23 protein-coding genes and 1 pseudogene are annotated in these 23,705 nt (G+C 64.4%); 13 read left to right on the forward strand and 11 right to left on the reverse strand.

Annotated features, from left to right (window positions below; genetic code table 11):
• Positions 1–25 precede the first annotated feature (25 nt).
• Entirely contained in the window at positions 26–502 is a 477-nt protein-coding gene (locus ACJH6J_RS03400; RefSeq protein ID WP_212814726.1) for a hypothetical protein, read from the reverse strand.
• Positions 503–771: 269 nt separating this feature from the next.
• Between ACJH6J_RS03400 and ACJH6J_RS03405 the strand changes: the two genes are divergently transcribed.
• The 3 genes from ACJH6J_RS03405 (at position 772) to ACJH6J_RS03415 (ending at position 2,746) form a co-directional block, all read left to right on the forward strand.
• Positions 772–1,206, forward strand: coding sequence for a hypothetical protein (locus ACJH6J_RS03405; RefSeq protein WP_244872832.1), 435 nt, complete (start codon positions 772–774; stop codon positions 1,204–1,206).
• Between the two features lie 152 nt (positions 1,207–1,358).
• Positions 1,359–2,102: a hypothetical protein gene (locus ACJH6J_RS03410; protein WP_346416840.1), complete on the forward strand. Its 744-nt coding sequence runs from the start codon at positions 1,359–1,361 to the stop codon at positions 2,100–2,102.
• A gap of 191 nt (positions 2,103–2,293) precedes the next feature.
• Entirely contained in the window at positions 2,294–2,746 is a 453-nt protein-coding gene (locus tag ACJH6J_RS03415) for a twin-arginine translocation pathway signal (protein WP_244872830.1), read from the forward strand.
• 90 nt (positions 2,747–2,836) lie between these two features.
• Here ACJH6J_RS03415 and ACJH6J_RS03420 read toward each other — a convergent pair whose 3' ends face one another.
• Positions 2,837–3,760 (reverse strand): alpha/beta hydrolase, encoded by a 924-nt coding sequence (locus ACJH6J_RS03420; RefSeq protein ID WP_346416841.1) that lies wholly within the window; start codon positions 3,758–3,760, stop codon positions 2,837–2,839.
• Complete coding sequence (locus tag ACJH6J_RS03425) at positions 3,757–4,596, reverse strand: IclR family transcriptional regulator (protein ID WP_212806426.1); 840 nt, start codon at positions 4,594–4,596, stop codon at positions 3,757–3,759. The genes ACJH6J_RS03420 and ACJH6J_RS03425 overlap by 4 nt, the downstream gene beginning before the upstream one ends.
• A 210-nt stretch (positions 4,597–4,806) precedes the next feature.
• Between ACJH6J_RS03425 and ACJH6J_RS03430 the strand changes: the two genes are divergently transcribed.
• Positions 4,807–5,187 carry a hypothetical protein gene (locus tag ACJH6J_RS03430; RefSeq protein ID WP_212806427.1) on the forward strand — a complete coding sequence of 127 codons (381 nt, stop codon included), beginning with the start codon at positions 4,807–4,809 and terminating at the stop codon, positions 5,185–5,187.
• 40 nt (positions 5,188–5,227) lie between these two features.
• Here the strand turns inward: ACJH6J_RS03430 and ACJH6J_RS03435 are convergent, their stop codons facing one another.
• The 4 genes and pseudogenes from ACJH6J_RS03435 to ACJH6J_RS03450 form a co-directional block, all read right to left on the reverse strand.
• Positions 5,228–5,743 (reverse strand): nuclear transport factor 2 family protein, encoded by a 516-nt coding sequence (locus ACJH6J_RS03435; RefSeq protein WP_212806428.1) that lies wholly within the window; start codon positions 5,741–5,743, stop codon positions 5,228–5,230.
• Complete coding sequence (locus tag ACJH6J_RS03440; protein WP_212806429.1) at positions 5,740–6,588, reverse strand: LLM class F420-dependent oxidoreductase; 849 nt, start codon at positions 6,586–6,588, stop codon at positions 5,740–5,742. The genes ACJH6J_RS03435 and ACJH6J_RS03440 overlap by 4 nt, the downstream gene beginning before the upstream one ends.
• A gap of 1 nt (position 6,589) precedes the next feature.
• A pseudogene (locus ACJH6J_RS03445) lies at positions 6,590–7,382 on the reverse strand (SDR family NAD(P)-dependent oxidoreductase).
• Between the two features lie 20 nt (positions 7,383–7,402).
• The gene (locus ACJH6J_RS03450) at positions 7,403–8,239 is read right to left on the reverse strand and encodes a mycofactocin-coupled SDR family oxidoreductase (RefSeq protein ID WP_212806430.1); all 837 of its coding nucleotides are present in this window, start codon (positions 8,237–8,239) and stop codon (positions 7,403–7,405) included.
• 204 nt (positions 8,240–8,443) lie between these two features.
• Here ACJH6J_RS03450 and ACJH6J_RS03455 point away from each other — a divergent pair, with 204 nt between their 5' ends.
• Both ACJH6J_RS03455 and ACJH6J_RS03460 read left to right on the forward strand, forming a co-directional pair.
• On the forward strand, positions 8,444–9,523 hold the full coding sequence (locus ACJH6J_RS03455) for a ferredoxin--NADP reductase (RefSeq protein WP_212806431.1): 1,080 nt from the start codon (positions 8,444–8,446) through the stop codon (positions 9,521–9,523).
• 108 nt (positions 9,524–9,631) lie between these two features.
• The gene (locus tag ACJH6J_RS03460) at positions 9,632–10,813 is read left to right on the forward strand and encodes an acyl-CoA dehydrogenase family protein (RefSeq protein WP_212806432.1); all 1,182 of its coding nucleotides are present in this window, start codon (positions 9,632–9,634) and stop codon (positions 10,811–10,813) included.
• Between the two features lie 144 nt (positions 10,814–10,957).
• On the opposite strand, the gene ACJH6J_RS03465 is transcribed toward ACJH6J_RS03460, so the two are convergent.
• Positions 10,958–11,371, reverse strand: coding sequence for a hypothetical protein (locus ACJH6J_RS03465; protein ID WP_371824471.1), 414 nt, complete (start codon positions 11,369–11,371; stop codon positions 10,958–10,960).
• A gap of 251 nt (positions 11,372–11,622) precedes the next feature.
• Here ACJH6J_RS03465 and ACJH6J_RS03470 point away from each other — a divergent pair, with 251 nt between their 5' ends.
• Positions 11,623–12,441, forward strand: a complete 819-nt coding sequence (locus tag ACJH6J_RS03470) for an IclR family transcriptional regulator (protein WP_212814723.1) — start codon at positions 11,623–11,625, stop codon at positions 12,439–12,441.
• Here ACJH6J_RS03470 and ACJH6J_RS03475 read toward each other — a convergent pair.
• Positions 12,402–13,613, reverse strand: a complete 1,212-nt coding sequence (locus tag ACJH6J_RS03475; RefSeq protein ID WP_212806434.1) for an NADH:flavin oxidoreductase — start codon at positions 13,611–13,613, stop codon at positions 12,402–12,404. The two genes, ACJH6J_RS03470 and ACJH6J_RS03475, sit on opposite strands and share 40 nt — an antisense overlap.
• 483 nt (positions 13,614–14,096) lie before the next feature.
• Between ACJH6J_RS03475 and ACJH6J_RS03480 the strand changes: the two genes are divergently transcribed.
• Positions 14,097–14,702, forward strand: a complete 606-nt coding sequence (locus ACJH6J_RS03480; protein ID WP_346416875.1) for a Dabb family protein — start codon at positions 14,097–14,099, stop codon at positions 14,700–14,702.
• Positions 14,703–14,710: 8 nt separating this feature from the next.
• On the opposite strand, the gene ACJH6J_RS03485 is transcribed toward ACJH6J_RS03480, so the two are convergent.
• Positions 14,711–15,598 (reverse strand): SDR family NAD(P)-dependent oxidoreductase, encoded by an 888-nt coding sequence (locus tag ACJH6J_RS03485; protein ID WP_212806435.1) that lies wholly within the window; start codon positions 15,596–15,598, stop codon positions 14,711–14,713.
• Positions 15,595–17,517 carry an NAD(P)/FAD-dependent oxidoreductase gene (locus ACJH6J_RS03490; protein WP_212806436.1) on the reverse strand — a complete coding sequence of 641 codons (1,923 nt, stop codon included), beginning with the start codon at positions 17,515–17,517 and terminating at the stop codon, positions 15,595–15,597. The genes ACJH6J_RS03485 and ACJH6J_RS03490 overlap by 4 nt, the downstream gene beginning before the upstream one ends.
• Positions 17,518–17,620: 103 nt before the next feature.
• Between ACJH6J_RS03490 and ACJH6J_RS03495 the strand changes: the two genes are divergently transcribed.
• From ACJH6J_RS03495 to ACJH6J_RS03515, 5 genes are read left to right on the forward strand one after another with little or no spacing between them, the layout of a single operon-like run.
• Positions 17,621–19,207, forward strand: coding sequence for an acyl-CoA synthetase (locus tag ACJH6J_RS03495; protein WP_212806437.1), 1,587 nt, complete (start codon positions 17,621–17,623; stop codon positions 19,205–19,207).
• Positions 19,208–19,220: 13 nt separating this feature from the next.
• The gene (locus tag ACJH6J_RS03500; RefSeq protein WP_212806438.1) at positions 19,221–20,327 is read left to right on the forward strand and encodes a zinc-binding dehydrogenase; all 1,107 of its coding nucleotides are present in this window, start codon (positions 19,221–19,223) and stop codon (positions 20,325–20,327) included.
• 16 nt (positions 20,328–20,343) lie between these two features.
• Positions 20,344–21,768 carry an aldehyde dehydrogenase family protein gene (locus ACJH6J_RS03505; protein ID WP_212806439.1) on the forward strand — a complete coding sequence of 475 codons (1,425 nt, stop codon included), beginning with the start codon at positions 20,344–20,346 and terminating at the stop codon, positions 21,766–21,768.
• Positions 21,765–22,541, forward strand: a complete 777-nt coding sequence (locus ACJH6J_RS03510) for a crotonase/enoyl-CoA hydratase family protein (protein ID WP_212806440.1) — start codon at positions 21,765–21,767, stop codon at positions 22,539–22,541. The genes ACJH6J_RS03505 and ACJH6J_RS03510 overlap by 4 nt, the downstream gene beginning before the upstream one ends.
• Complete coding sequence (locus ACJH6J_RS03515) at positions 22,538–23,695, forward strand: acyl-CoA dehydrogenase family protein (RefSeq protein ID WP_212806441.1); 1,158 nt, start codon at positions 22,538–22,540, stop codon at positions 23,693–23,695. Before ACJH6J_RS03510 ends, ACJH6J_RS03515 begins: the two co-directional genes overlap by 4 nt.
• Positions 23,696–23,705 lie beyond the last annotated feature (10 nt).

Genomic DNA, 23,705 nt, shown 5'->3' on the forward strand with positions numbered 1-23,705 from the left:
GCCGGCCCCGCAGTGGGTACCTGGGTCAGGCGGTCTTGACCAGCTTGAAGGGCATCGTGATGAAGAGGACCCTGCTACTTCCGCACGAGCCGCTGACTCCGGTGGTGGAGTCCTCGCCCATCAGTGTCGACGATGTCGGGTCCGCGCCGGCCCCATCTGAGGTAGCCGGGTAGAACCTGAAAACCTGAAGTCCCGGCCCTGCAGTGCCATCTGCACATGGCTGCCAGTTGTCGACCGTCTTCTTGACGTACCAGACGCCGCTTTTCATGTAGATCGGCGCGTTCCATCCCCAGTCGCTCGCGACGGTGCCTGCGCATTCGGTCGGATAACTGCACTCGGTCTTGATCGTCCAGGTGCTGCGGATACTCGCCTCGTCGTGATAGATGTCGTTGGTCTTGGCCCACTCACCATTGGACGTTGCGACATAGGTGCCATTGAGACCCCAGTCGTTCGAGGCGTCGGCGATGCCACAATCCCACCCCGTCAACAGCCCGACAGTCACCGCCGTCGCAGCGATCGATGTCGTTGATATCTGCAAGGCCTGCTCCTTTGCGGCGAACCCCTTTGCCGCCCGTCGGTGGACACCAGACGGCGCGAGTCCGACCACTTCGGCTCATCGAAAGATGCTGCCGCACAATCGGTACAGCTACTACTGTCCAACTTTCCGCATTGGGCGACAGCCAAAATCCCGCCAGGCGGTCATCGCACCCTGCGTGGGTCGATGGTGTGTCACCGTTGACTACGGATCTACCGCCATGGAGGAAGTCTGCGATGCGAATCGATCGAGCACCACGCCGAGCAGCGGCGGGCGCCGTATTCGTGATCGCCTTCGGTACCGCGACAGCACATTCCGCTTCCGCAGACAGCGACTCGACGCCGCACCGCGTGACGTACACCGTCACGGCCGATCTGGCCACCAACGCGGGCATCTACTACCGCGATGTCCAACCGCCCACGTGGGCCGAATACAGCCACAACCCTTATGAATTCAGCCCGAGAGACGACGTACATCTCGAACCCGGAAAGCCCTGGGTTCACGAAGCCACCCTGGACGACCCCGACCAGTGGGCGATGGTCACGGTCACCACAGCCGGTCAGCCATCACAGCCCGGCCAGACGCTGCGCTGCACACTCACCGTCGATGGGCAGGTCGTCAACCGATCGAACGGCGCCAGCGGTGCGCTGTGCTCACTACGAAATTGGTGACTCATCGAGCACCAGGCGGCCGTCAACCGCTGGGCGGGAACCCTTCACCATTCGGAACTCGACCGGATTAGCGTCGAAAACATCATGGCCAGAACGGGAATGGCACCAACGGGCACTAGTACCCACGATCAGCAGCGAACCGGAGGTGGATCATGCGGTTACTCAGCCGCGCTGATACCGCGACGCAGGTGAACGCCACAGACACCGCCGCGGAAGACGGCCGGGCACAGCCTGTCGACCCGGGGCTGATCAACCAGGCGGAGGCCGAAGCACTCGCCGCAGAAGAGCTGGCCGCAGCAGCGCGCGCACGAGCCGATGAACTTCGCGCGCGGGCAGCCGAATCGGATCCCGCTGATGCCGAAACCGGTACACCGCAGGAGTCGTCGACGGGGCGATGGCGGCGGTTGCGCCGCCCAAAGTTGAAGACGGTATTGGCCACTGTCGCCGTCCTGGCAAGTGTCGCAGCACTGGCGGCGACCGGCTACATGCTCCACTACCACCGTCAGCTCGACAACGAGGTGCAGCGGAAGGCGGAATTCACTTCCGCCGCCTCGCAGGCGGTCGTCACGCTGATGTCGATCGACGGCACCAAGGCCGAGGACAACGTCCAGCAGATCCTCGCCAATTCCACCGGACAGTTTCGCGATGATTTCCAGGCCGATGCAAAGGATTTCGTCCAGGTCGCCCGCGAGTCAAAGGCGGCGACAAAGGCCACGGTGCGCAGCGCGGCCGTGGAATCGATGACGCCGAATTCTGCTGTGGTCCTCGTAACCGCCGCGACAACGGTGAGCAACACGGCGGGGACCAACCAACAACCACGCAACTGGCGCCTCAGTGTCACCATGTTCAGAGACGGAGCGCAGCTCAAGATGTCGAAAGTCGAGTTCGTGCCATGACCACAGAAGCGGCAGCACCCACCGCCGACGACACCACTCCCGAGGACGTCGAAAGTGATCAGCCCGACGAAGCATCCTCGGTCGCTGACGAGCAACACGTCGACGTATCGGGGGACCAAACCACGTCAAACCCGCGCCGTTCGAAGCCACTGACCCGCCGGCTTGCGGGCCGGTGGCGGTCCATCGCCGTCATGAGCCTCATGCTGGCGTGCGCCGGCACCGCGGGAGCGACGTACCTCACCACTTATCGCAATGACCGCGCCAGCGCCGAGGCCGAAACCCAGGTTGCCAAAGCCGCATCCGAAGGTGCCGTGGCGTTACTGTCCTATGCGCCGGCAAGTTTGGATCACGACCTGGCAGCCGCGCGCTCGCACCTCACCGGCGGGTTCCTGACGTACTACAGCCAGTTCGCCGACCAGTTCGTCGCGCCGGCCGCCAAACAGAAGGACATTCACGCTGTCGCGTCGGTCGTCCGTGCCGCCACAATCGACGCACACGCAGACAGCGCACACGTCCTGATCTTCCTGAACCAAACCACCACCAGTCGTGAAAATCCCGAACCGACGCAGTCGGCCAGCAGCGTGAAGGTCGGACTCACGAAAAACAATGGGGTCTGGCGTATTTCGTCATTTGATCCGATCTAGTCGTCATCGGCATGAGGGATAGCCGTTCAGAATGCGCACAGAACCGGGCGCACTGATCGAGAGTGCGCCCGGTTCGGTATCCAAACGCCACTAGCGACAAAGCAACTCGCCCAGCGCGCGGCTTGCCTGTCGACGGGCGGCATGCGCGATGTCGAACATGGGCATCGTCATGAAGCCATGTATGCCGCCCGCGAAGAACAACTGCTGAACGGTACCGCCGGCATCCCGCAGTGCATCTGCGTACGCCAGTCCCTCATCTTTGAGCGGATCGCAACCGGCGACCACCATGACGGCCGGAGGCAATCCTTCGAGACGACCGCACAGCGGGGATGCGTACGGATGGCCGCGATCACTTTGCTCGGGAACGTATTGATCCCAATACCATTGCAGCGCTTCACGCGGGTTGTAGTAGCCCGCTCCGAACCGACGGTAGGAGTCGGTGTCGAACTGCGCGGCGATCACCGGGTACAGCAGCATCTGCGCGGCGATGGACAGCTCGCCGCGATCACGCGCCATCAGTGCGACCACGGCAGCGAGATTTCCGCCCGCGCTGTCGCCTCCTATCGCAACTCGTTGGACATCGGCACCGAGGTCACCCGCGTGTTCGGACACCCAGCGGGTCACCGCATACACGTCCTCGGCAGCCGTAGGCCACCGGTGCTCTGGAGCCAATCGGTATGCGACCGAAACGATCACCGCCGGAATGAGATTCGCCAGATTCCTGCACAGTCCGTCGTGGCTGTCCAGATCGCAGAAGACGAAGCCGCCACCGTGCGCGTACACCAGAACCGGCAGCGGTCCGGACGCTTCCGGCCGGTAGATCCGGACATCCACATGACCACCGTCGACCGACACCCGGTCATCCCAGACGACGGCGACCGATTCGGGCTGCGGGTTCGGCACGAACCGCGCGCGAATCGCGGCCCTGGCCTCGGCGCCGGTCATCGTGGATACCTTGGGAAATCCCCCATCGAGAGCCTCGATCAGGTCCGCCACTTGTGGATCGAGGCTCATGCGGGCCGCATCGCAGACGCGCGCAGCTCCGCGTTGTGCGCGGTAAGACCGCCCCGCAGGGGGCGCACGAGCGTGGGCGTGGCATGCTCGCGGACGCTTTCGGCGTTGCGCCATACCGCCGTGGCGGTCATCCGCACGGGCGTCACCAACCGCCGGTCGAACGTCATCTTTGACATGGGGCCACACACGGACACCGCGGCCACGGCTTCGCCCACGGGTCCGATCGGTGCTGCGACGCAGCCGAACCCGCGAAGAGACTCTTCCCTCTCAGTGGCCACACCGTGGGCGCGGACCCTGTCCAGTTCGGCAGCGAGCTGGGCACTCGTGGCGACCGAGTACCGGGTTCGTCGTTTCGCGAGGTCAACGTCAGCAGAGTCGCGATAGGCCAGGATCGCCTTACCGACGGCGGTACATTGGGCGGGTTGGCGGCCGCCGACCCGTGTCGGGATCGCAGCTCGCACCTCGTCGCCGATCTTCTCCAGGTATACGACGTCAGAGCCGTCCAATATGGCGAGATGCACCACCAACCCGGTGGCCCGGTGCAGATCACGCAGGAGCGGAATGGCAGCCCGGTGGATTCGGTCCTGTTGCAGCGCAAGGTTTCCCAGCTCCACGAGACGCACGCCGAGCTCGTAATCGAACCCGTCACGACTCAGCCAGCGCAGGTTCACCAGGCGCTCGAGCATGCGGTGCGCGGACGAGCGGGGCAGCCCGGTGCGACGAACTATCTGCGCCAAGGTGAGACTTCCCGACCCATCGAACGCGTCCAACACCAGGGAAACCCGATCAATCACGTTGCTAGGCATCTCGGCAGCCATATCGACGGTCAGCGTCATCGAAACCCTCCAGGCTCATCGCTCGAATAGTCAAAATAGGAATAGCGAGTTTTTTACCATATGCTGTGGTCGCTGTCACATACCGATCTGTGGCCGCCGGCGACCTCGCCGCCGCGGCTGGTTCCGCTCACCGGTCGGCCACGTATCGCCGGATTCCCTGAACTCGGTAGAGCTGAATCGGAAGAACACATCAACGACCTCGGGAGCCCCATGCGCAAGCAACTGCTGCTGGCCATCGCCGCCGGCGCGCTCACCCTTGGCCCGCCGCCCGTGGCGACCGCTGACACCCCTGCCTCGTGCGAGGACGCCTACTGCACGCCCGGCATCTCCCCCGGGGTGGTGTTGGGAGCCCCCTGTGGCGACACGTCGCATTTCGTTTTCGGCACCACGTCATGGGGCCGACTCGTGTTCTGCGGCTCTCCGCGGCGATATGAACCGCGCTATTTTCGCTCGCCGCCGATGCGGGGTATCAAGGTCGAGGGCTCACCCTGCCCTCAATTCGTCAACGACGTCGCCCAGGCACCGGACGGGTTGTTCTTGAGCTGCGTTGCTGTCGACGGGGCCAGCCGCTGGGTGCAAGGCGATCTTTGACCCGCGCAGGGCGACGCAACCTCCCGGCACCGGAGCCGGTCTACCCCCGTTCGTGCGTCGGTGGCGACACGCCGTCCAGACCGGCTCCGAGCAGTGTGCGAACAAATAGGTCACCATCGAGGAGCCTGCTCGTCCGTGCGGTGATCTGCCACTTGCCCGCAATTCTGTTGAGTACGAAAAGATTTGCGGTGGCACGCCAGACTCGGTAATGGTCGTCGCCGCTGGAGTCTGAACCGCTCTGGCGCAGCAGTACCAGCGATTCGCAGACGGCCACTGCGGCGTCGCCGTCCAAGGCGATCACAGCAGGTCCCAGGAAGTGACAACACCCCTGAGCGACGAGGTCCTGGTGTGATGGGGAGCTGACCATGTCATGTACCCCCTGACGGCCCGTCATCTGCCAGCCTTCTACGTCGTAGGTTCCGCCGACAGCCCACAGCCGCGCGGCTCGGTCGGCGTCGCCCGAATCGACTGAAGGACCGTACGTGGCAATGATTTTCGCGATCTCCAGCTGATCTTCGAGTTGCCGCAGACGTGACAAGACCTCGGCTTCGGTCATACTTCCTTCTCCAATTCACGCAAGCGGACCAACTGATCGCAGTAGTGCGACGCACTGTTTGCCCGGACCACGCAGCTGATGGCCGTGGCCCCGGCGTCGCGCAGGACTTCCAATTGGGCGCGCGTGCCGGCCGGATCACCCTCTGGGTCAACCACGGTGGACAGCACCACCTCAAAACCCGGCTGACGTTCGACGATGGCCAACATGTCAGATACGTCATGCGGATCAAGCCCGAAAGGCATCCATCCGTCCGCATGACGTACTGCCCGTCGCAGTGACGCCGCACCGCGTCCGCCGACCCACAGTGGGACCTGCCGCTGTTCAGCGTGCGGCAGCACAGTCATGCCCTGGAAGTCATAAAACCGTCCATGGTATTGCGGTATCGCACTGGACAGCGATGCTCGAAGAGCGCAAATCGCGTCATCCGCGCGTGCGGCCCGCTGCGCCCACGACGCTTCCAACAGCGCGAATTCCTCTTCCAGAGAGCCGATTCCGACTCCGAGTATCAGTCGCCCCGCGCTCACCCGATCGAGGGTGCCGTAGCGTTTCACGATCTCCAACGGATGGTGGTATCCGAGGACCAGCACCGCAGTGGCCATCCTGATTCGGCTGGTGTGCGCGGCAAGATAACCCAAGGTGGCCAGCGGATCCCAATACACCGCACCACGGTTGGCGACATCCGCCGACGGAACGGCAATGTGTTCCGAGCACGTCAGATACTCGAAACCCAATTCGTCAGCAGCGGAAGCAATCTGAACCAGATCCTCGATGCCGGCGGTGGATTCCCAGTCGCTGGCGATTCCGGGCTGCTGCACCACTACTGGCGTGGACAAACCCAACCGCACGTCAATGTGCCCCGGCAATCAGGGCTCTGATCGCCTCATGCGATTCCAGCACCACCCGCGATCTGTCCGGGGCACTGTTGGCTTCTGCGCGGCCCACGTTACCGCCCGCCACCCAGACCGGCCCATCGGCAAGGTGTGCGAGACCTTCTGCGGCGACGTCAGCGGGCTCGTTGACCAGGATGCCGGGCGCATCGAAATTGAGGCCGATTCGCTCCATCGCCGGCGTCCGCGTGACACCGAGCACCAATTCCAATACATCCACATTGTGTTCGCGCAGTTCCACCCAGAGGCTCTCGGCGAACATCCGGGAAAAAGCCTTGGCGCCAGCATAAATCGTGTGCCTCCACGCGCCCATGTAGCCGGCAAGCGATCCGACGAGCATGATGCCTCCGCGGCCACGAGCCGCCATCGGACGGCCGTAGTACTGGACCAATTCGAGCATCCGCGTGACATTGAGGTCGGTGACCTTTTGAAACTCGCGGAGGTCGGTCTCCAAGAACAGCTCGTTGCACGTGCTCGCGCCTGCGTTATAGATCAACAATCCCACTTCGAGGTCGGCGGTGCCCTCGCAAATCCGGGCAACCGATTGTGGATCGAGGAGGTCAGCGGACTCCACGCGAACCTCGACGCCGATTTCGCGGCAGCGTGCCGCGGTCTCCTCGAGCGGCCCCGGTTTGCGCGATCAGTACCAGGTTCAAACCCGCCCGCGCGAGCTGCACGGCGAATTCGGCTCCCACGCCCTCTGATCCACCGGCAATGACTGCCCACGGTCCGTACTTGGCAACATCGATCATCGTGAATCCTTTTGTCGGAGTTATCTTTGCGTGGCGCCCGCGTCAACGGGCAACGTGATCGCGGTGACGTAGCGAGCCTCGTCGGAGGCCAGGAACAGCGCCGCATTTGCGACGTCGATCGCTTCAACCCACGGGATGGACAGGAGGTTCATCCGTCGCGCGGCTTCGGCGAACTCGTCCCGCGTGGGAGGTCGGTCCAGGTCCGGACGGAAAGCAGTCCGGACGACGTCGTTCTGGATGAGCGGGGTATCGACGTTGGTGGGCAGAATGCAATTCACGCGGACGGCGTGCGGCGCCAGGTCGTGCGCGAAGCTGCGCATCAGTCCGATCACCCCGTGCTTGGCGGCGGTGTAGTGGCCTACCCCGACAAGGCCGCGCACGCCGGCGATTGAGCTCGTCAGCACCATGGCGCCGCCACCGCGTGCAATCAGGTGTTCGGCGCTGGCCCTGCAGGTGTGCCACACTCCGGTCAGATTGACGTCGAGCATGGTGCGCCAGGCGTTTTCACCGAGATCGATGGTCATCGCACGGGACGTGATTCCGGCCGTCGCGCAGACAATGTCGAGTCCACCGAACACATCGGCGCCCCGGTCGGTCGCGGCCTGCATCCCCTTGAGGTCGCGGACGTCGACGATCTCGGTGTGGATCCGGCCGCCGGCCCGTGCGACCAGCCTGGCCGTCTCCTCGAGGTCGGCCGGAGTGCTGAAGGGAACCGAGACGGTCTCGACAGGCCCGCACAGGTCGAGCCCGATGATGTCGGCGCCCTCCTGGGCGAACCGCACCGCTTGGGCGCGGCCGATTCCGCGCGCAGCACCCGTGATGACTGCGACTTTGCCTGCGAGCCGCAGCGCACTCATGCGCTTCTCCCCGTCACACTGCGTGCCCACAGGTCTCGGCGTCGTTTGAATCAGGCTTCGATCTCCTGCTCACACCTGCAACGGTAGGTACCGCCTCCAAGCCGAATCTTCGGCGATTCCCGGTGATCGGAAACCAATGCAGGGATCCCGCTCATCGGAGAGACCGGTTGGGTGCGTGCCTTTGTCGTCCCAGACTTTCAGCACATGAACGATGTCGAAGCCGGCACCGAAATCGTCAGCGCAGGCCGAGGTGTATTGCTAGCGGTAGCCGATGTCGTTGAGGAGACTCCCGACGCTCGGTCGTTGGTGTTCACGGTCCCCGAACAGCTGCGCGACCGCTTCACCTACCGTCCAGGGCAATTCCTGACCCTGCGCGTACCGAGCGATCAGACCGGCTCGGTGGCCCGGTGCTACTCGTTGGCGAGTTCCCCGCACACCGATTCCGAACTGAAGGTCACGATCAAGCGAACTGTGGGCGGATACGGGTCGAACTGGTTGTGCGACAACATTTCTGCTGGCGAAACCATCGAAGTGCTACCGCCGGCCGGAGTCTTCACACCGTCCTCGCTCGACACCGACTTTCTGTTGTGGGCCGCCGGAAGCGGTATCACCCCTGTGATGTCGATCCTCAAATCAGCGATGGCATCCGGTTCCGGACGAGTGGTGCTGTGCTACGCCAACCGTGACGAGCGTTCGGTGATCTTCGCGGCTGAGCTCCGCGAACTGGCTGCGCGTTACGCCGGTCGCTTGACGGTATTGCACTGGTTGGAGTCGGTGCAGGGGTTGCCGACTCGCGCGCAGCTGACCGGATTTGCGCGCACCGTCTTTTCCGGGTCCGCGACCTTCGAATCGTTCATCTGCGGTCCTGCCGCGTTCATGTCGGTCGTCAAGGAGGCCCTGAGCGAAGCCGGGGTGCCACGTGAGCGCATCCATCTCGAGGTGTTCCAGTCCCTCTCGAGCGACCCGTTTGCCAATGAGATGAGTTCCGCAGCAGATCATTCCGATAGCGGAGACGCTGCAACGGTACGGATCGACCTTGACGGCGCGAGCCACCGATTGCGATGGCCGCGTCGCGCAACACTGGTCGACACGATGATCGCGGCAGACCTCGACGTGCCCTACTCGTGCCGAGAAGGCCAGTGCGGATCGTGCGCGGCGACCGTGCTCGGTGGCCAAGTCGACATGGCAGCCTCCGAAGTACTGCAAGCAGAGGACCTCGCCGACGGTCTGATCTTGGCCTGCCAGGCCACACCAATATCAGACGAACTGCACATCAAGTTTTAGAAAAACCTCTGCTCCACAACATTTTCCGCTCACCGGGAACGGTTCTCACCAACGGAAATTCCACCGACGGACCATCAGTGGCAGCCATTGAAACGATAGGACGACAAGATGACCGACCGGGTAATCGACCGGGTGCGCGAGATCGCCGACCAACTGCGCGCCCAGGGCCCCGAGGCAGAACGGGCCGGGCAGCTCACCGACGAGACGGTCAAATTGATGAAGTTGGCGGGCAACATTCGACTGCTGCAGCCGAAGGCCCACGGCGGACTGCAAGTCCACCCGCGTGAATTCGCCGAGACCGTGATGGCCACCGCCGCACTGGATCCGTCCGCGGGTTGGATCAACGGCGTCGTCGGCGTCCATCCGTATCAGCTCGCTTACGCAGACCCACGAGTCGCGTCCGAAATCTGGGCTGACGATGTCGACACCTGGGTCGCCTCCCCTTACGCGCCACAGGGCGTCGCCACGCCAGTCGACGGTGGCTACATCTTCAACGGCCGCTGGCAGTTCAGCTCGGGCACCGACCATTGCGAGTGGATCATCCTGGGCGCCATGCTCGGTGACGCCGAGGGCAAGCCCGTCATGCCGCCGCAGATGCTGCACATGATCCTGCCCCGCAGCGACTACGAGATCGTCCAGGACTCCTGGAACGTGGTGGGCCTGCGCGGCACCGGCTCCAAGGACGTCATCGTCAAGGACGCCTTCGTCCCCACCTACCGCACCATGGACGCGATGAAGGTCATGGACGGCACCGCCCAACGCGAGGCCGGGATGACCGAGACGCTGTACCTGATGCCGTGGTCGACCATGTTCCCGCTGGGCATCTCGTCGGCCGTCATCGGCATCGCCGAAGGCGCCCTGGCCGCCGCACTCGATTACCAACGCGAGCGCGTGAACTCCAGCGGAGTCTCGATCAAAGATGACCCCTACGTCATGTATGCCATCGGTGAGGCCGCCGCCGACATCAACGCCGCCCGGCAGGAGCTGCTGGCCAATGTCGACCGGATGTACGACATGGTCGCCGCCGGCACGGAAGTGTCGTTCGAGGACCGCGCGGCCGGCAGGCGCACCCAGGTGCGAGCCGTATGGCGCGCCGTCTCGGCGGTCGATGAAGTATTCGCGCGATGCGGGGGCAACGCCGCGCGGATGGACAAGCCGCTGCAACGGTATTGGCGGGATGTGCACGTCGGCCAGGCGCACGCCATCCACGTACCGGGCACGGTCTACCACGCCTCGGCCCTGAGTTCCCTCGGCGTGGACCCGCAGGGCCCGCTGCGGGCGATGATCTGACAGGAGAACACCCGTGGGATTGATCAAGAGCCTCAGCTACTGGGGCTATCCGTGGGTCACCGATCTACCTAAGGCGATACGTCCGTAGCTTGTACGGTTTACTCGCGGGCCGCGCGCCGTAGCCACCGAGTAGCAGCTTCCGAATTACATCTGCACGAGGTCGAACGGATAGGTCAATGTGCCCGCGGGCGCTCCATCGCAGCCGGTGGCGAACGATGATGACAGTGTGCCGGACATGGTGTTCGGATCCCACGAATAGGTATCCCGGGTCGGTATCACAGGCCCGTAATAGACATCCCCGCAACGCAATCCATCCGGCACATCAACGGTGAGCGTCAGCCGTCCGTCGTGACGATGCGCGTCGCCCTGGTAGGGAAAGGCCTTCGCCACCGGTTGTGGAATCGCCTGAACGTGAACGCAGTCGCCCTGACAACTCGACAGCGCCCATAGCCAGGTGTGAAAGTCATGCCGGCCGGAGATTCTGACTTCGAAGTTCCCGTGGCGGATATCCGCGTGCGCCAGCGGCATCGCCGTCCATGCGGCGGCGACCAACGCCATGGCCGAGATGGTTGATTTCATACCTGCCCTTGCCGACGCGCCTGCCGGATCAGACGCCACCGGCAGCACCGGCCAGACGTGGCTGTGATCCCTTTACCAGCAAGAAGTTACGGGGCACCGGTCCCGGGATGGGACGAATATCCGCTGAGCGGGCACCCTTCGAACCCAAACCACAGTGTGTGACAGCGCGCACACCATATGGTAAAAATAGTCATAGTCCTTTTTTGACTATCGACCTCTGGGAGCGCCTCATGACAACGACCGTCGTGAACCGCGGCGAAACGCCGATCGCCGCCATTGACCGGATGTCCCTGGTGCTGGATGCCTTCGACGGCAAGACACCGCTGACGATGGTGCAGATCGTGCACCGCACCGGTCTTCCGCGTTCATCTGTGCACCGCATGCTCGAGCGACTCGTGCACCTGCGCTGGCTCCGACGGGAAGGTTTCGACTACGAACTCGGGACCCGCTTGGTCGAACTGGGGTCGCTGGCCCTGCATCAGGGCCGCATTCACCAGGCCGCGCTGCCCCTCCTGCGCAGTCTGCAGCGGGCCACGGGCTTGGTAGTACATCTGGCTGTCCTCGACGGCTCCGACGTCATCTGTCTCGAGAGAATCGGCGATCACCTGACTGATCTCGTCCACACCTCGGTCGGCAATCGCGTACCGGCGCACTGTACTGCGCTGGGAAAGGCCATCCTCGCCGAAAGCGACTGCACGGAAGTCGATTTCAGCAGCCGCCAAACTCGTTTCTCGATTACCGGCACCCAGCAAGTGGCGGTCGAACTGGCGAAGACCCGCGAACGTGGCGTGGCGTTCGACCGCGAGGAATCACTACTGGGGATCGGCTGCGTGGCGGCAGCCATCGGACTGCCCGGTCAGCCGCTCGCTGCGGTATCCGTGTGCGGGCCGATCGACCGGATCACGCTGGATCAGCGGCTGGCGGCGCCGGTTCGAATCACCGCGTCCCGCATCTGGCGCAACATGGAATTCGGCCCGCACCAAGGTGGTTCCCGGTCGCTGCAGGCAGTTCACCGCCGGTCGTCGGTGAGCCGCTGGGCGACTCCGTAGCGTTGTTCGGGGTCGAGGACGCAATGGGTGCGCCCGAACACGGTCACCATGCACTTGTTGTTGTGGGTGCAACGGCTGCGTGAATCCGGCTCCGTGACCATGGTGTTCACCCGGTCGGGTTCACGAAGCAGCGCCCGCCCCATGGCGAAGAAATCGAACCCTTCCCGCATGCCGGTCTCGATGTGTTCACGGTTGGTAATGCCACCCAATAGAACGAGTTTGGTGTTCTTCATCAGCGGGACGAATTGCCGAGCGGCGTCGAGCATGTACAAGTCCCGGTAGGGGTACCTGCCCATCGCTTGCTTGCCGAACAGTCGGATGGCGGGGCGCAGCGCGGCGGGCATCACTTTCGAAAACTCTTTGGCCGGCACATCGCCACGGAACAGATACATCGGTTTGTAGACCGAGGAACCTTGGGTCAGCTCGATGGCGTCAAGCGTGGCGTCGGCATCGAGGAGTTGTGCCGTGCGCAGTGCTTCGTCGATCCAGATGCTGCCGGGGAAACCGTCATCCATGTCCAGCTTGGCGATCACCGCGACCTGGCCGCCGATAACTGTCCGGACGTGTTCAGCGATCTCACGAACCAGTCGAGACCGGTTGTCGATCGACCCACCGTACCCATCTGTGCGGCGGTTGATGAGCGGACTCAGGAATGAGCTGGGCAGGTACAGGTGGCCGAAATGAAGCTCGACCGCGTCGAAACCGGCATCCACCGCGATGCGGGCGGCTGCCCCGAACTGCCGGATGACGGTCTGGATTTCCGCGACGCTGATCGCGCGGCAGTACGCGAAAGACGTCGGGTTGATGAACCTGCTCGGCGCCACCGCGGTAACACCGGTGAGCTTCTTGGGCGCCACCACCCCGGCGTGCCCCAGTTGAGCCGAAATTGCCGCTCCGCGAGTATGTACGGCGTCGGTCAACCGGCGCAGGCCCGGCAACGTAGCTGCACTCATGACGATCTGTCCCGGCGCGCTCGCGGCTTCGGCAGAGACGCAACAGTACGCGACGGTGGTCATCCCCACGCCGCCGTCGGCGAAGGCACGGTGAAAGGCGATCAAATCATCGGTGACCGCGCCGTCGGGCGAGCGCCCCTCCGAGGTCGCCGCCTTGATGATTCGGTTCCGCAGCACCACCGGTCCGAGCTGCGCAGGTTCAAAGGGATTGTCGCCCATGGGATCACCATTGCCGCCCATCACCGAGGAGCAAAGATCCGTTCCCGGTAACCGGGAAGAGGCGGACCGCGCAACGCCCTCTGCGCCTAGCCTCTACCCATGGACGAAGTGTTCGTCATCGACCGCGTGGTCACCGCACCCGGGTGTGCCCAGAAATTCATCGACGCCTATCTCGCCGGATACGCCCCCGGCGCCATCGAGCGCGGTATGACCATGTGGGACATTCTGGTCAGTCCACCGATCTGGTTCGACGACCGAACCAACGTCGTCACCATCACCTGGTCCCTGCCCAGCCCGCAGGCGTGGTGGCAGATGACATGGCAGGGTCGCGGCGATCCGACACTGGCACAGTGGTGGGACAGCGTGGCCGGCCTCATTGTCGAACGCAACCGCAGCGTGGCCGCGTCTCCCGAAAACGTGGCCCCCGCAGGTGATGTCGTTGCGCGGCAACCACAACCGGCAGCAGAGGGTGCCACCGTCGGCGTGACGCGCCTGATCGACGTCGACGAATCCGATCGGGTACGAATCCTGGAGAACTTGCGCGCGGCAGCCCACGACAGCGGCGCACTCGCGTATGTGGTGGAACCGACGCTGTCGGGCTCACGCAATGGTGGCGACATCCTGGTCCATCTACGCTTCGCAGACCAGGCTTCCTGGCGGCAAAGCACTTTCGACAACATTCTGGCCGATCCGGCGATCATGCACGTCAACGGCGCGACTTATCGCGGAACCCCGACACGCAGCGGTAGCGGCACCGTGTACCGCGCACTACTGCTGCGTGTCGACCCCGGCGTCGACGCCGACACCATTGCCGACTTCGAACGCGAATTGGCTTCGATGCCAAGATATGTTTCGACCATCGCGGCGTGGCAGCTCAGTCGTGTCGACACCGCTATCGGTACCAGCCCGTGGACGCACGTGTTCGAGCAGGAATTCACCGACGTCGACGGGCTGATGGGGCCGTACCTGATGCACCCTATCCATTGGGCGGTCGTCGACCGCTGGTTCGACCCGGAAACCACCGACGTGATCATCCGAGATCGTCTGTGCCACAGCTTCTGTGAGCTGACCACGCCGGTGCTGCGCTGACGGGGCCGCTAAACCCCGGCGGGCAGGATGTTCGGATTGGCCGATGCCGGCGGTTGCAGCGGCGGCAGAACCGCGCCGCCGTCCAGCGAGTGCACCGGCAATTGTTGGGACCATGGGTAGTGCAAGCTGAACGCCACCAGACCCGTCCGCTCCGCGGCGGGCGCGTGGCACATGGCCAGCACCGTCTCTGCCAGATATTCGACCGGCTCGGTGGGAAACGATTCGGGAATGAGCGCGGCGGCGCCAGGGGTACGCACCGCAGTGGACGGACCCACACAGTTGACGGCGATGTTCGCATCGACCAACTCGGCTGCCACCCCTTGGGTGAACCGGTGCAGAGCCGCCTTGCACGATGCGTAGATGACATCGCCGGCGGTCTTGTTGTAGTCCCGATACGGCCGCGCCGGGGCCACCCCGGTAACCGAGCCGATGTTGACGATCCAGCCCGCACCCTGGCTTCTCATGTGCGGCACAACGGCTTTCGTCAGGGCGAACGGGATGCGCAGGTAGTGGTCGATTGTCCGGTCGAAGGTTGCCATCGGCATGTCCTCGACCACGGCATAGTCGGCGAAACCGGCGTTGTTGACCAAGATGTCGATGCGCCCGGTCCGTTCCAGGACCGCCTCGACAAGGCCGCCACGCGCGTCGGGGTCTTCGAGATCCGCCGGCACGCCGAAGGCCGAACCGCCGGCGTCTTCGACGAGCCGCACGGTTTCCTGGATGCTGCCCGGGATCATCTCACTCACGCCGGCGCGCACCGACGCTGACGGACCATGCCCGCGCGCGGTGACCGCGACCGTGGCCCCTTCGGCCGCCAGCCGCTGTGCGATTGCCCGTCCGATCCCCCGGCTACTGCCCGTCACGAGTGCGGTCTTACCGGCCAAGAGCCTTGTCATTGCAGGATGAAGTCTTCCTCGATGGGTGCCCGGTGCTGACGCCACAAGTCGACCAGTCGATATGGTGTGGCCACCACGACGCGCCCTGAACCGGACCGGTAGTAGGTGTGGGCGTTGGGCGTATGGCACCACACGGTGCCGCGCATCGTCTCGTCGATGCCCTCGACGTACTCGTCGTACGCATTGCGCGTGACCTCCATGGTCGGCACGCCGCGCAGCGCCATCAGCTGCAGACACTCGATGATGTAGTGCGCCAGCACCTCCATCGAGAAGTTGGCGCCCGCGCCGTGGCCTGGGCTGTAATTCGGTGCTGACGTGATGAACAGGTTGGGGAAGCCCGGGACCGTGCCACCTCGGTAGGCACGCGGACTGTCGCCCCACTCAGCGGACAACGCCCGGCCGTCGCGACCGCGGATGTCGATCGTCGACAGGAAGTCCAGGTGGTAGCCGGTGGCGTAGATGATGACGTCGAGGTCGATCTGTCGGCCGTCGTGCGTGACAATCCCATCGGCGTTCACCGCGGCCGGCTCGCTGGCTTCGACGTCGACGTGATCACGGGTCAACGCGGCATAGTAGCCGCCGGGGTCGCGGATGATCCGCTTGCCGTACGGGGCGAAATCGGGCGTGACTTTGCGGGCCAATTCTGTTCCGGCGCCGAACATCTGGTTGATGTAGTCCGTGCACATCTGCAACAGCACGTCGTTGGCGGGCGAGATCGACAAATGGTTCTTGGACCACTCCGGGTCCTGCAGGATGACCGGGTAGTTGTTGTCGGCGGTGGCCCAGTACGACTTGACCCGGTTCCACATGGCGTAGAACGGCAGCACCCGCCCCAGGTAGCGGCGATGTTCCGGGACGTCGTCGGACAACCGCTTGCGGGGAGCGACCCAATGAGGCTGCCGCTGGAACACGGTGAGGTGTTCGACCTGGTCGACGCAGGCATCGACAATCTGCACCGCGGTGCAGCCGGCACCGATGATCGCCACCTTCTTGCCCGTCAGGTCCAGCGCGGGATCCCACTGCGCCGAGTGAATGCTGATGCCGCCGAAGCTCTCCCGGCCCTCGAGATCGGGAAAGCGGGGACGATTCAGGTAGCCGGCCGCGGTTACGACGAAACTGGCATGGTCAACCGTCGTGCTTCCGTCGGCGCCGCGCGAATGAATCTGCCACTGCTGACGACTTTCATCCCACCGCAACGCCTCCACCTCGGTGCCGAACCGGATGTGCTTGCGCAGCTCGTGCTTGTCCGCGAGCGCGACGAGATAAGCCTGGTACTCGGCGCCCTGCGGGTAATAGCTGGACCATTCCGGGTTCACTTCACGCGACAGCGAGTAGTAGGCCGACGGGGTGTCAACGCCGATGCCCGGGTACGTGGTGGTCAGCCACGTACCCCCGACTTCGCTGTTGCGGTCGAAAATCTGAAACTGGACGCCCTCCTCGGCAGCCGCCAGTGCTACCGCGATGCCGGCCAACCCGGCCCCGATGATGGCCATGGAAGTGGTCTGGGGAATCGGCACCGTGCGCGGCAGCGTAGGTTGCGACGGGCGGAAACCACCCTGCTCGATCAGCAGGTCGACGAATTCGTCATCTACCGGACCGCCCACCGCCAGCGGCAGCACCCGGGTGAACAGGTCGCGGTCTGCGCCGGCCGCGTCCTCGGGCCGGAAGTCGACGAGCGCAGTGCTGATCTCGCCGACCAGCGCGTGCATGGTTTCGGGATCGGTGGTCCCCGCCCGCTCAGGCGGGTCCTGCACGTGATCGATCTTGGGGGCGTACCGATCGACGACCGATGCATCGCCGGTCATCTGTGCGAGCACAGCGACGAGGACACCGGGATCTGCCTGCATCAGGTGTGCACGCAGGGCGTCAGGGTCAGCAGCGCTGGCTACAGGTGAGGACGATTCGGTCGCGGCGGTCATGCAATCGAGTATCGAAGGGACCGCCCTTTCGCCGCCGCTGCTTTGACCTCTGAGCGGGATACGATCCTGCGAGCAACTCGGTGCGCTACATACGTTTCACCGCATGGATTCTGATGACCTGGACACCGTTATCGCCCGGGCCCGCAGCCACAGCCTCGCCGACATTCCACGCCGGGCGGCGCGCAGACAGCCGAACAAGACAGCGATCGTCGACGGCGAGGTGTCGCTGAGTTTCGCCGAGTTCGACCACCTGGTCGACCGTGCCGCTGCGGCGTTGCGCGACAACGGTCTTCGGGTCGGAGACCGGCTTGCGTTGTTGTCACGGAACTGCTGGCAGTACGCGGTACTGACATTCGCCTCGGCCCGTGCCGGCGTGGTTCTGGTCCCGATCAATTTCATGCTCACCGCCGAAGAGATCACCTACATCCTGGCGCACAGCAATGCTGCCGGGCTCATCGTCGAAGCGGACCTGGCGCCGGTGGCGGCGGACGCGCTGCGCCGCGGCACCGCAGTGCACGTCACCGCAGCGCTGGCTCCGGCCGGGCAGCAGTGTCCCTCTGGATGGCCAGATTTCGCCGATTGGCTCGCCGCCACGAGCACTGCCCCGGACCATCTTCTCGGCGACGAACAGCTCGTCCGGGTGATGTACACGAGTGGCACCGAGTCGCGGCCGAAGGGGGTGATGCACAGCAGCCGCAGCTTGATGTGGCAGTACATCAGCACCATCGTCGCCGGCTCGATGTCTGGCGACGACGTCGTCATCCATTCCCTGCCGCTGTACCACTGCGCACAGCTCGACAACTTCCTGGCCACCGCAATCTATCTCGGCGCGACAAGCATCATCCTGCCCCGCCCCGAACCCGAACTGGTCCTGCGCACCATCGAGCGCCACCACGCCACCAGTTACTTCGCGCCGCCCACTGTGTGGATCAGCCTGCTGCGCAGCTCCGTCTTCGACCAGGTCGACCTGTCCAGCCTGTGCAAGGGGTACTACGGCGCCTCACCGATGCCCACCGAAATCCTGCACGAGTTGCGTCGCCGGTTGCCGGGTCTGCGCTTGTGGAACTTCTACGGCCAGACCGAGATGGCGCCCCTGGCCTCGGCGCTCGGACCGGAGGAACAGGACGCTCACGCCGGATCGGCAGGCCGACCGGTGGTCAATGTCGAAACCACCATCCTCGACGAGACGAACACTCCCGTACCACCGGGAACCGTCGGCGAGATCGCCCACCGCAGTGCACATTTGATGCTGGGCTACCTCGACGACGCGGACAAGACCGCGGAGGCGTTCGCCGGTGGTTGGTTCCATTCCGGTGATCTCGGCTTCTACGACGAGCACGGCCTCTTGCACGTGGTGGACCGCAAGAAGGACATGATCAAGACCGGCGGGGAGAATGTCGCCAGCCGCGAAGTGGAAGAAATCCTGTACCTGCACAACGGTATCGAGGAAGCCGCCGTCTTCGGGTTGACGCACCCGCTGTGGGTCGAAGCTGTCGTCGCCACCGTGGTCCCCCGCGCCGGGATGACGCTGACCGAAGACGAAGTCCTCACCCACTGCCGTGGTCATCTCGCAGGCTTCAAAACTCCCAAACGGGTTTTCTTCGTCGATTCCCTCCCGAAGAACCCCAGCGGCAAATTGCTCAAACGCCGACTGCGTGAAGAATTCAGCCCCGAATTCGCGCAAAACTGAAGGAACACAACATATGTACAAAGGCCGCATCGCGCGATTCGATGAGCCCGGCAAGCCATTTCAGATCGAGACCGTCACGCTGCCAGAGGTCGGACCGGGTGAAATCCTGGTCCGCGTGACCCGCGCCAACATCTGCGGGTCGGACGTACACGCCTGGCACGGCACGTTCGCAACCCGAGGTCTCGGTGGGCAACTGCCAACGGTGCTCGGGCACGAAATGGTTGGGGCTGTCGAGGCGCTGGGTGACGGTGTTTCGACCGACTCGAACGGCAAGCCGTTGCAGACCGGCACCCGAGTGGTGTTCCCCTACTTCTACAGCTGCCACAGCTGCCGCAATTGCCTTGCCGGGCGACGAAACGGCTGCCTGAAGCTGAAGATGGCCATGCTGGGCCGGGCCGACGAGCCACCATATTTCGTCGGCGGCTACGGCGATTACTACCTGCTGCCGGCCGGCGCCGTCGTCTACACGGTTCCGGACAGCGTCGCTGACGACATCGCGGCAGGCGCCAATTGTGCTCTGTCCCAGGTGATGTACGGGTTCGAACGCGTCGACCTGCAACTCGGTGAACACGTTGTCGTGCAAGGGGCCGGAGCTCTGGGCCTCTATGCGATCGCGGTCGCCAAAGCGCGCGGCGCCGCGAACGTGATCGCGATCGACGGCATCGCCGAACGGCTGGAGTTGGCGGCCGCCTTCGGTGCCGACACCGTGCTGGATCTGAACCAGGTCGCGACGCCCAGGGACCGAGCCAAAGCCGTTCGTGCGCTGACCGACGGACACGGTGCCGACGTCGTCGTCGAAGTCGTCGGGCACCCCTCGGCGATCGAAGAGGGCCTGCAGATGCTGGGACAGTTCGGCCGCTACGTCGAGATCGGCAACATCAACGCCGGCCAGACGTTCGCCTTCGACCCCTCGCGATTCGTCTTCAGCAACAAGACCATGGTCGGCGTTTCGCTGTACGACCCGGCAGTGCTGTCTCGCGCCCTGACCTTCCTGGACCGTCACCAACATGAACTGCCCTTCGACCGGCTCGCCGCAACGACGTACTCGCTCGACGACATCAATGACGCCTTCGCCGCGGCGGACGGCAAGCGCGACATCCGTGCCAGCATCACCCCGTAGTTCGCAAAGGACGAATATGCACACTCACCAACGTTCCGAGCTTTTCATCGACGGCCGCTGGGTGGCCCCGTCGGGCAGCGGTGTCATCGACGTCGTCGACCCGGCCACCGAAGTGGTGATCGGCCATGTCCCGGCCGGCGACGAAGCCGATGTCGACGCGGCGGTCGCCGCAGCACGCCGCGCCTTCGATCCGGCGATCACCGTCCCAGAGCGGCGGCAGCGGCTGCGCCGGGTGATCGATGCGATGGAGAAGCGCCTGCCGGACATCGCCAACCTCATCACCGCCGAGATGGGCGCCCCGGTACGAATCGCGCAGACGGTGCAAACGCAGGTACCGCTCGCCGTCGCCAACGGCTTTGCCGACGTCTTGGACACGTTCGATTTCGAAGAGCGCGTGGGCAATTCGCTGGTGCTGCGCGAGCCCTACGGGGTTGTCGGCGCCATCACCCCGTGGAACTATCCGCTGTACCAGGTGGTCGCCAAGGTGCTTCCGGCCATCGCCGCGGGCTGCACCGTCGTGCTCAAACCGAGCAACGAGGCACCGCTGTCGGTGTTCGCGTTCATCGAAGCCTGCGAGGAAGCGGGACTGCCGCCCGGGGTGGTCAACATCGTTTCCGGCCCTGGACGGGTGATCGGTGAGCGCCTCGCCAGTCACCCAGACGTCGACTTCGTGTCCTTCACCGGGTCCACCGGGGTGGGATCCCGTGTCGGCGAGCTGGCGGGCCAGTCAGTCAAGAAGGTGGCCCTCGAGCTCGGCGGAAAATCGGCAAACGTCATCCTCGATGGCGCCGACCTGGCCACCGCGGTCAAAGTCGGCGTCGGCAACGCGTTCCTCAACGGCGGCCAGACCTGCATGGCGTGGACGAGAATGCTTGTGCCGCAGAGGCGCTACCGTGAGGCACTAGAACTGATCGAATCGGCGGTGGGCCGCTACACCGTCGGCGATCCCTGGGACCCGGCCACCCGGATCGGCCCGTCCGCCTCACAATCCCAGTTCGACACGGTGCGCGGATTCATCGACCGCGCGCAGCGTGATGGCGCGCGTCTGCTCACCGGGGGCTCCGAGCGGATCCGTGACATCGGGTTCTTCCTGGCACCAACGGTATTCGCCGATGTCGACCCGGAATCTGAACTCGGACAGGAAGAAGTGTTCGGACCCGTACTTGCCGTCATCCCCTATACCGACGACGACGATGCCCTGCGCATCGCCAACGGCACACCCTACGGCCTGTCGGGGGCGGTGTGGGCCGCCGACGACGACACCGCGATCGCGTTCGCACGTCAGATTCAGACCGGACAGCTGGACATCAACGGCGGTCCTTACAACCCCACCGCGCCGTTCGGCGGCTACAAGAAATCGGGAATCGGCCGGGAGCTCGGGCGATTCGGCTTCGAGGAGTATCTGCAGACGAAGTCCCTTCAACTCAGGGCACGGCCGTGAAGGCACCCGTCGATGTCAGCACCAGCGGCTCGATCCAGCTCTGGACGATCGATCTCCCAGAGGCAGGCAACGCCATATCTTCCCCGGATGTGATCGCGGCGATCGAGGCCAACATCGATGCAGCCAACCGCGACAACGCAGTTCGGGCGATCATCCTCACGGGTCGCGGGAAGATCTTTTCGGCCGGCGGCAATGTCAAGGAGATGGCCGACCGCCGCGGCATGTTCGGCCTCGCCCCCATCGACCAGCGTCGTGCGTACATCGATGGCATCCAACGCATCCCACGTGCGATGAGCCGGCTCGAAGTCCCCATCATCGCCGCGGTCAACGGCGCCGCGATCGGCGCCGGCTGCGATCTGGCGATGATGTGTGACATCCGCATCGCCTCGGAGCGCGCGTCATTCGCGGAGAGCTTCGTGCAGCTCGGCTTGATTCCCGGCGACGGCGGATCCTGGTTTCTGCCGCGGGCCATCGGATACTCCCGCGCCGCCGAGCTCACCTTCACCGGTGACCGCATCGATGCCGCAACGGCGCTCGACTGGGGTTTGGTGAGCCGCGTTGTGGCCCATGAGGATCTGCTTGCGGAAGCGCACACCCTGGCCGAGCGCATCGCCGCCAATCCCCCGCACGCGCTGCGGATGGCCAAACGACTGCTTCAGGAATCCATCACCGGCACACTGGAATCGACCCTCAGCATGGCCGCAGCCATGCAACCGCTGGCCCACCATGACACAGCGCACCACGAGCGCATCGCGAAGTGGAAGACCTCATGACGCCGACCCTGAGACGTCTGGTGCCGCCGGCGAGCAGCTCGAACCCAGCTGCTGACGCGTTGCGCGGCCAGGTCCGGACGTTCCTCGCCGAACAACTGGCTGTGGGCGCCTTCACGCCGTCGGTCGACGCCTGGTTGTGCGGCTGGGACGAGACCTTCACCCGTTCGCTGGCACGACAAGGCTGGTTGGGTATGACGGTCCCCGAACACTATGGCGGGCACGGCCGTTCGTTTCACGACCGCTTCGTCGTCACCGAGGAACTACTGGCCGCCGGGGCGCCGGTGGCCGCCCATTGGATCGCCGACCGCCAGATCGTGCCGTCGCTTCTCAAGTACGGCACCGAAGAACAGAAGCACGAGTACCTGCCCCGCATCGTCCGCGGTGAGTGCTTCTTCGGCATCGGAATGAGCGAGCCCGACTCAGGATCGGATCTCGCGAGCGTGCGCACGCGAGCAGTCCGTGCCGACGGGGGCTGGGCGATCACCGGGACCAAGGTATGGACCTCGGGGGCGCACCGGGCCCACGCGTTCATCGTCTTGGCCCGCACCGCACCGGCGGACTCGGCACATCGGCACGCGGGGCTCAGCCAGTTCATCGTCGACTTCGCCACCGAGGGCGTAGACGTTCGGCCCATCATCTCCATGAACGGTGGGCACCACTTCAATGAGGTGATTCTCGATGAGGTGTTCGTGCCCGACTCCCGGGTCTTCGGAGAAATCGGGCAGGGTTGGAGCCAGGTGACCTCCGAGTTGAGCTTCGAGAGAAGTGGCCCGGAACGGTTCCTCTCGACGTTTCCACTCCTGGGCTTTGCACTCGAACAGGCTGCTCCACAAGATGTTTCGTGCGACGTCGAGATGGGCCGATTGGTGGCACGTATCGCCGGGCTGCATCACACATCGATGGCTGTGGCAGATGCCCTGCAACGCGGCGAGGCCGCCGATGTCTCCGCAGCCGTGGTCAAGGTCCTCGGCACCACCGTCGAGGGCGATATCGCCGACTACGCCGATCTGCGCACCGGTGATGAGAGCAGGGTCGACTCGTCGTGGGCCGATCTGGTGTTCCACGCGGTCGACCAGCGCCCCGGATTCACCCTGCGCGGCGGAACCAACGAGGTACTGCGCGGCGTCATCGCGCGGGGATTGGGGTTGCGATGAACGCAATCGG

This window comes from Mycobacterium sp. SMC-18 (assembly GCF_045310895.1).
Classification (GTDB): Bacteria; Actinomycetota; Actinomycetes; order Mycobacteriales; family Mycobacteriaceae; genus Mycobacterium.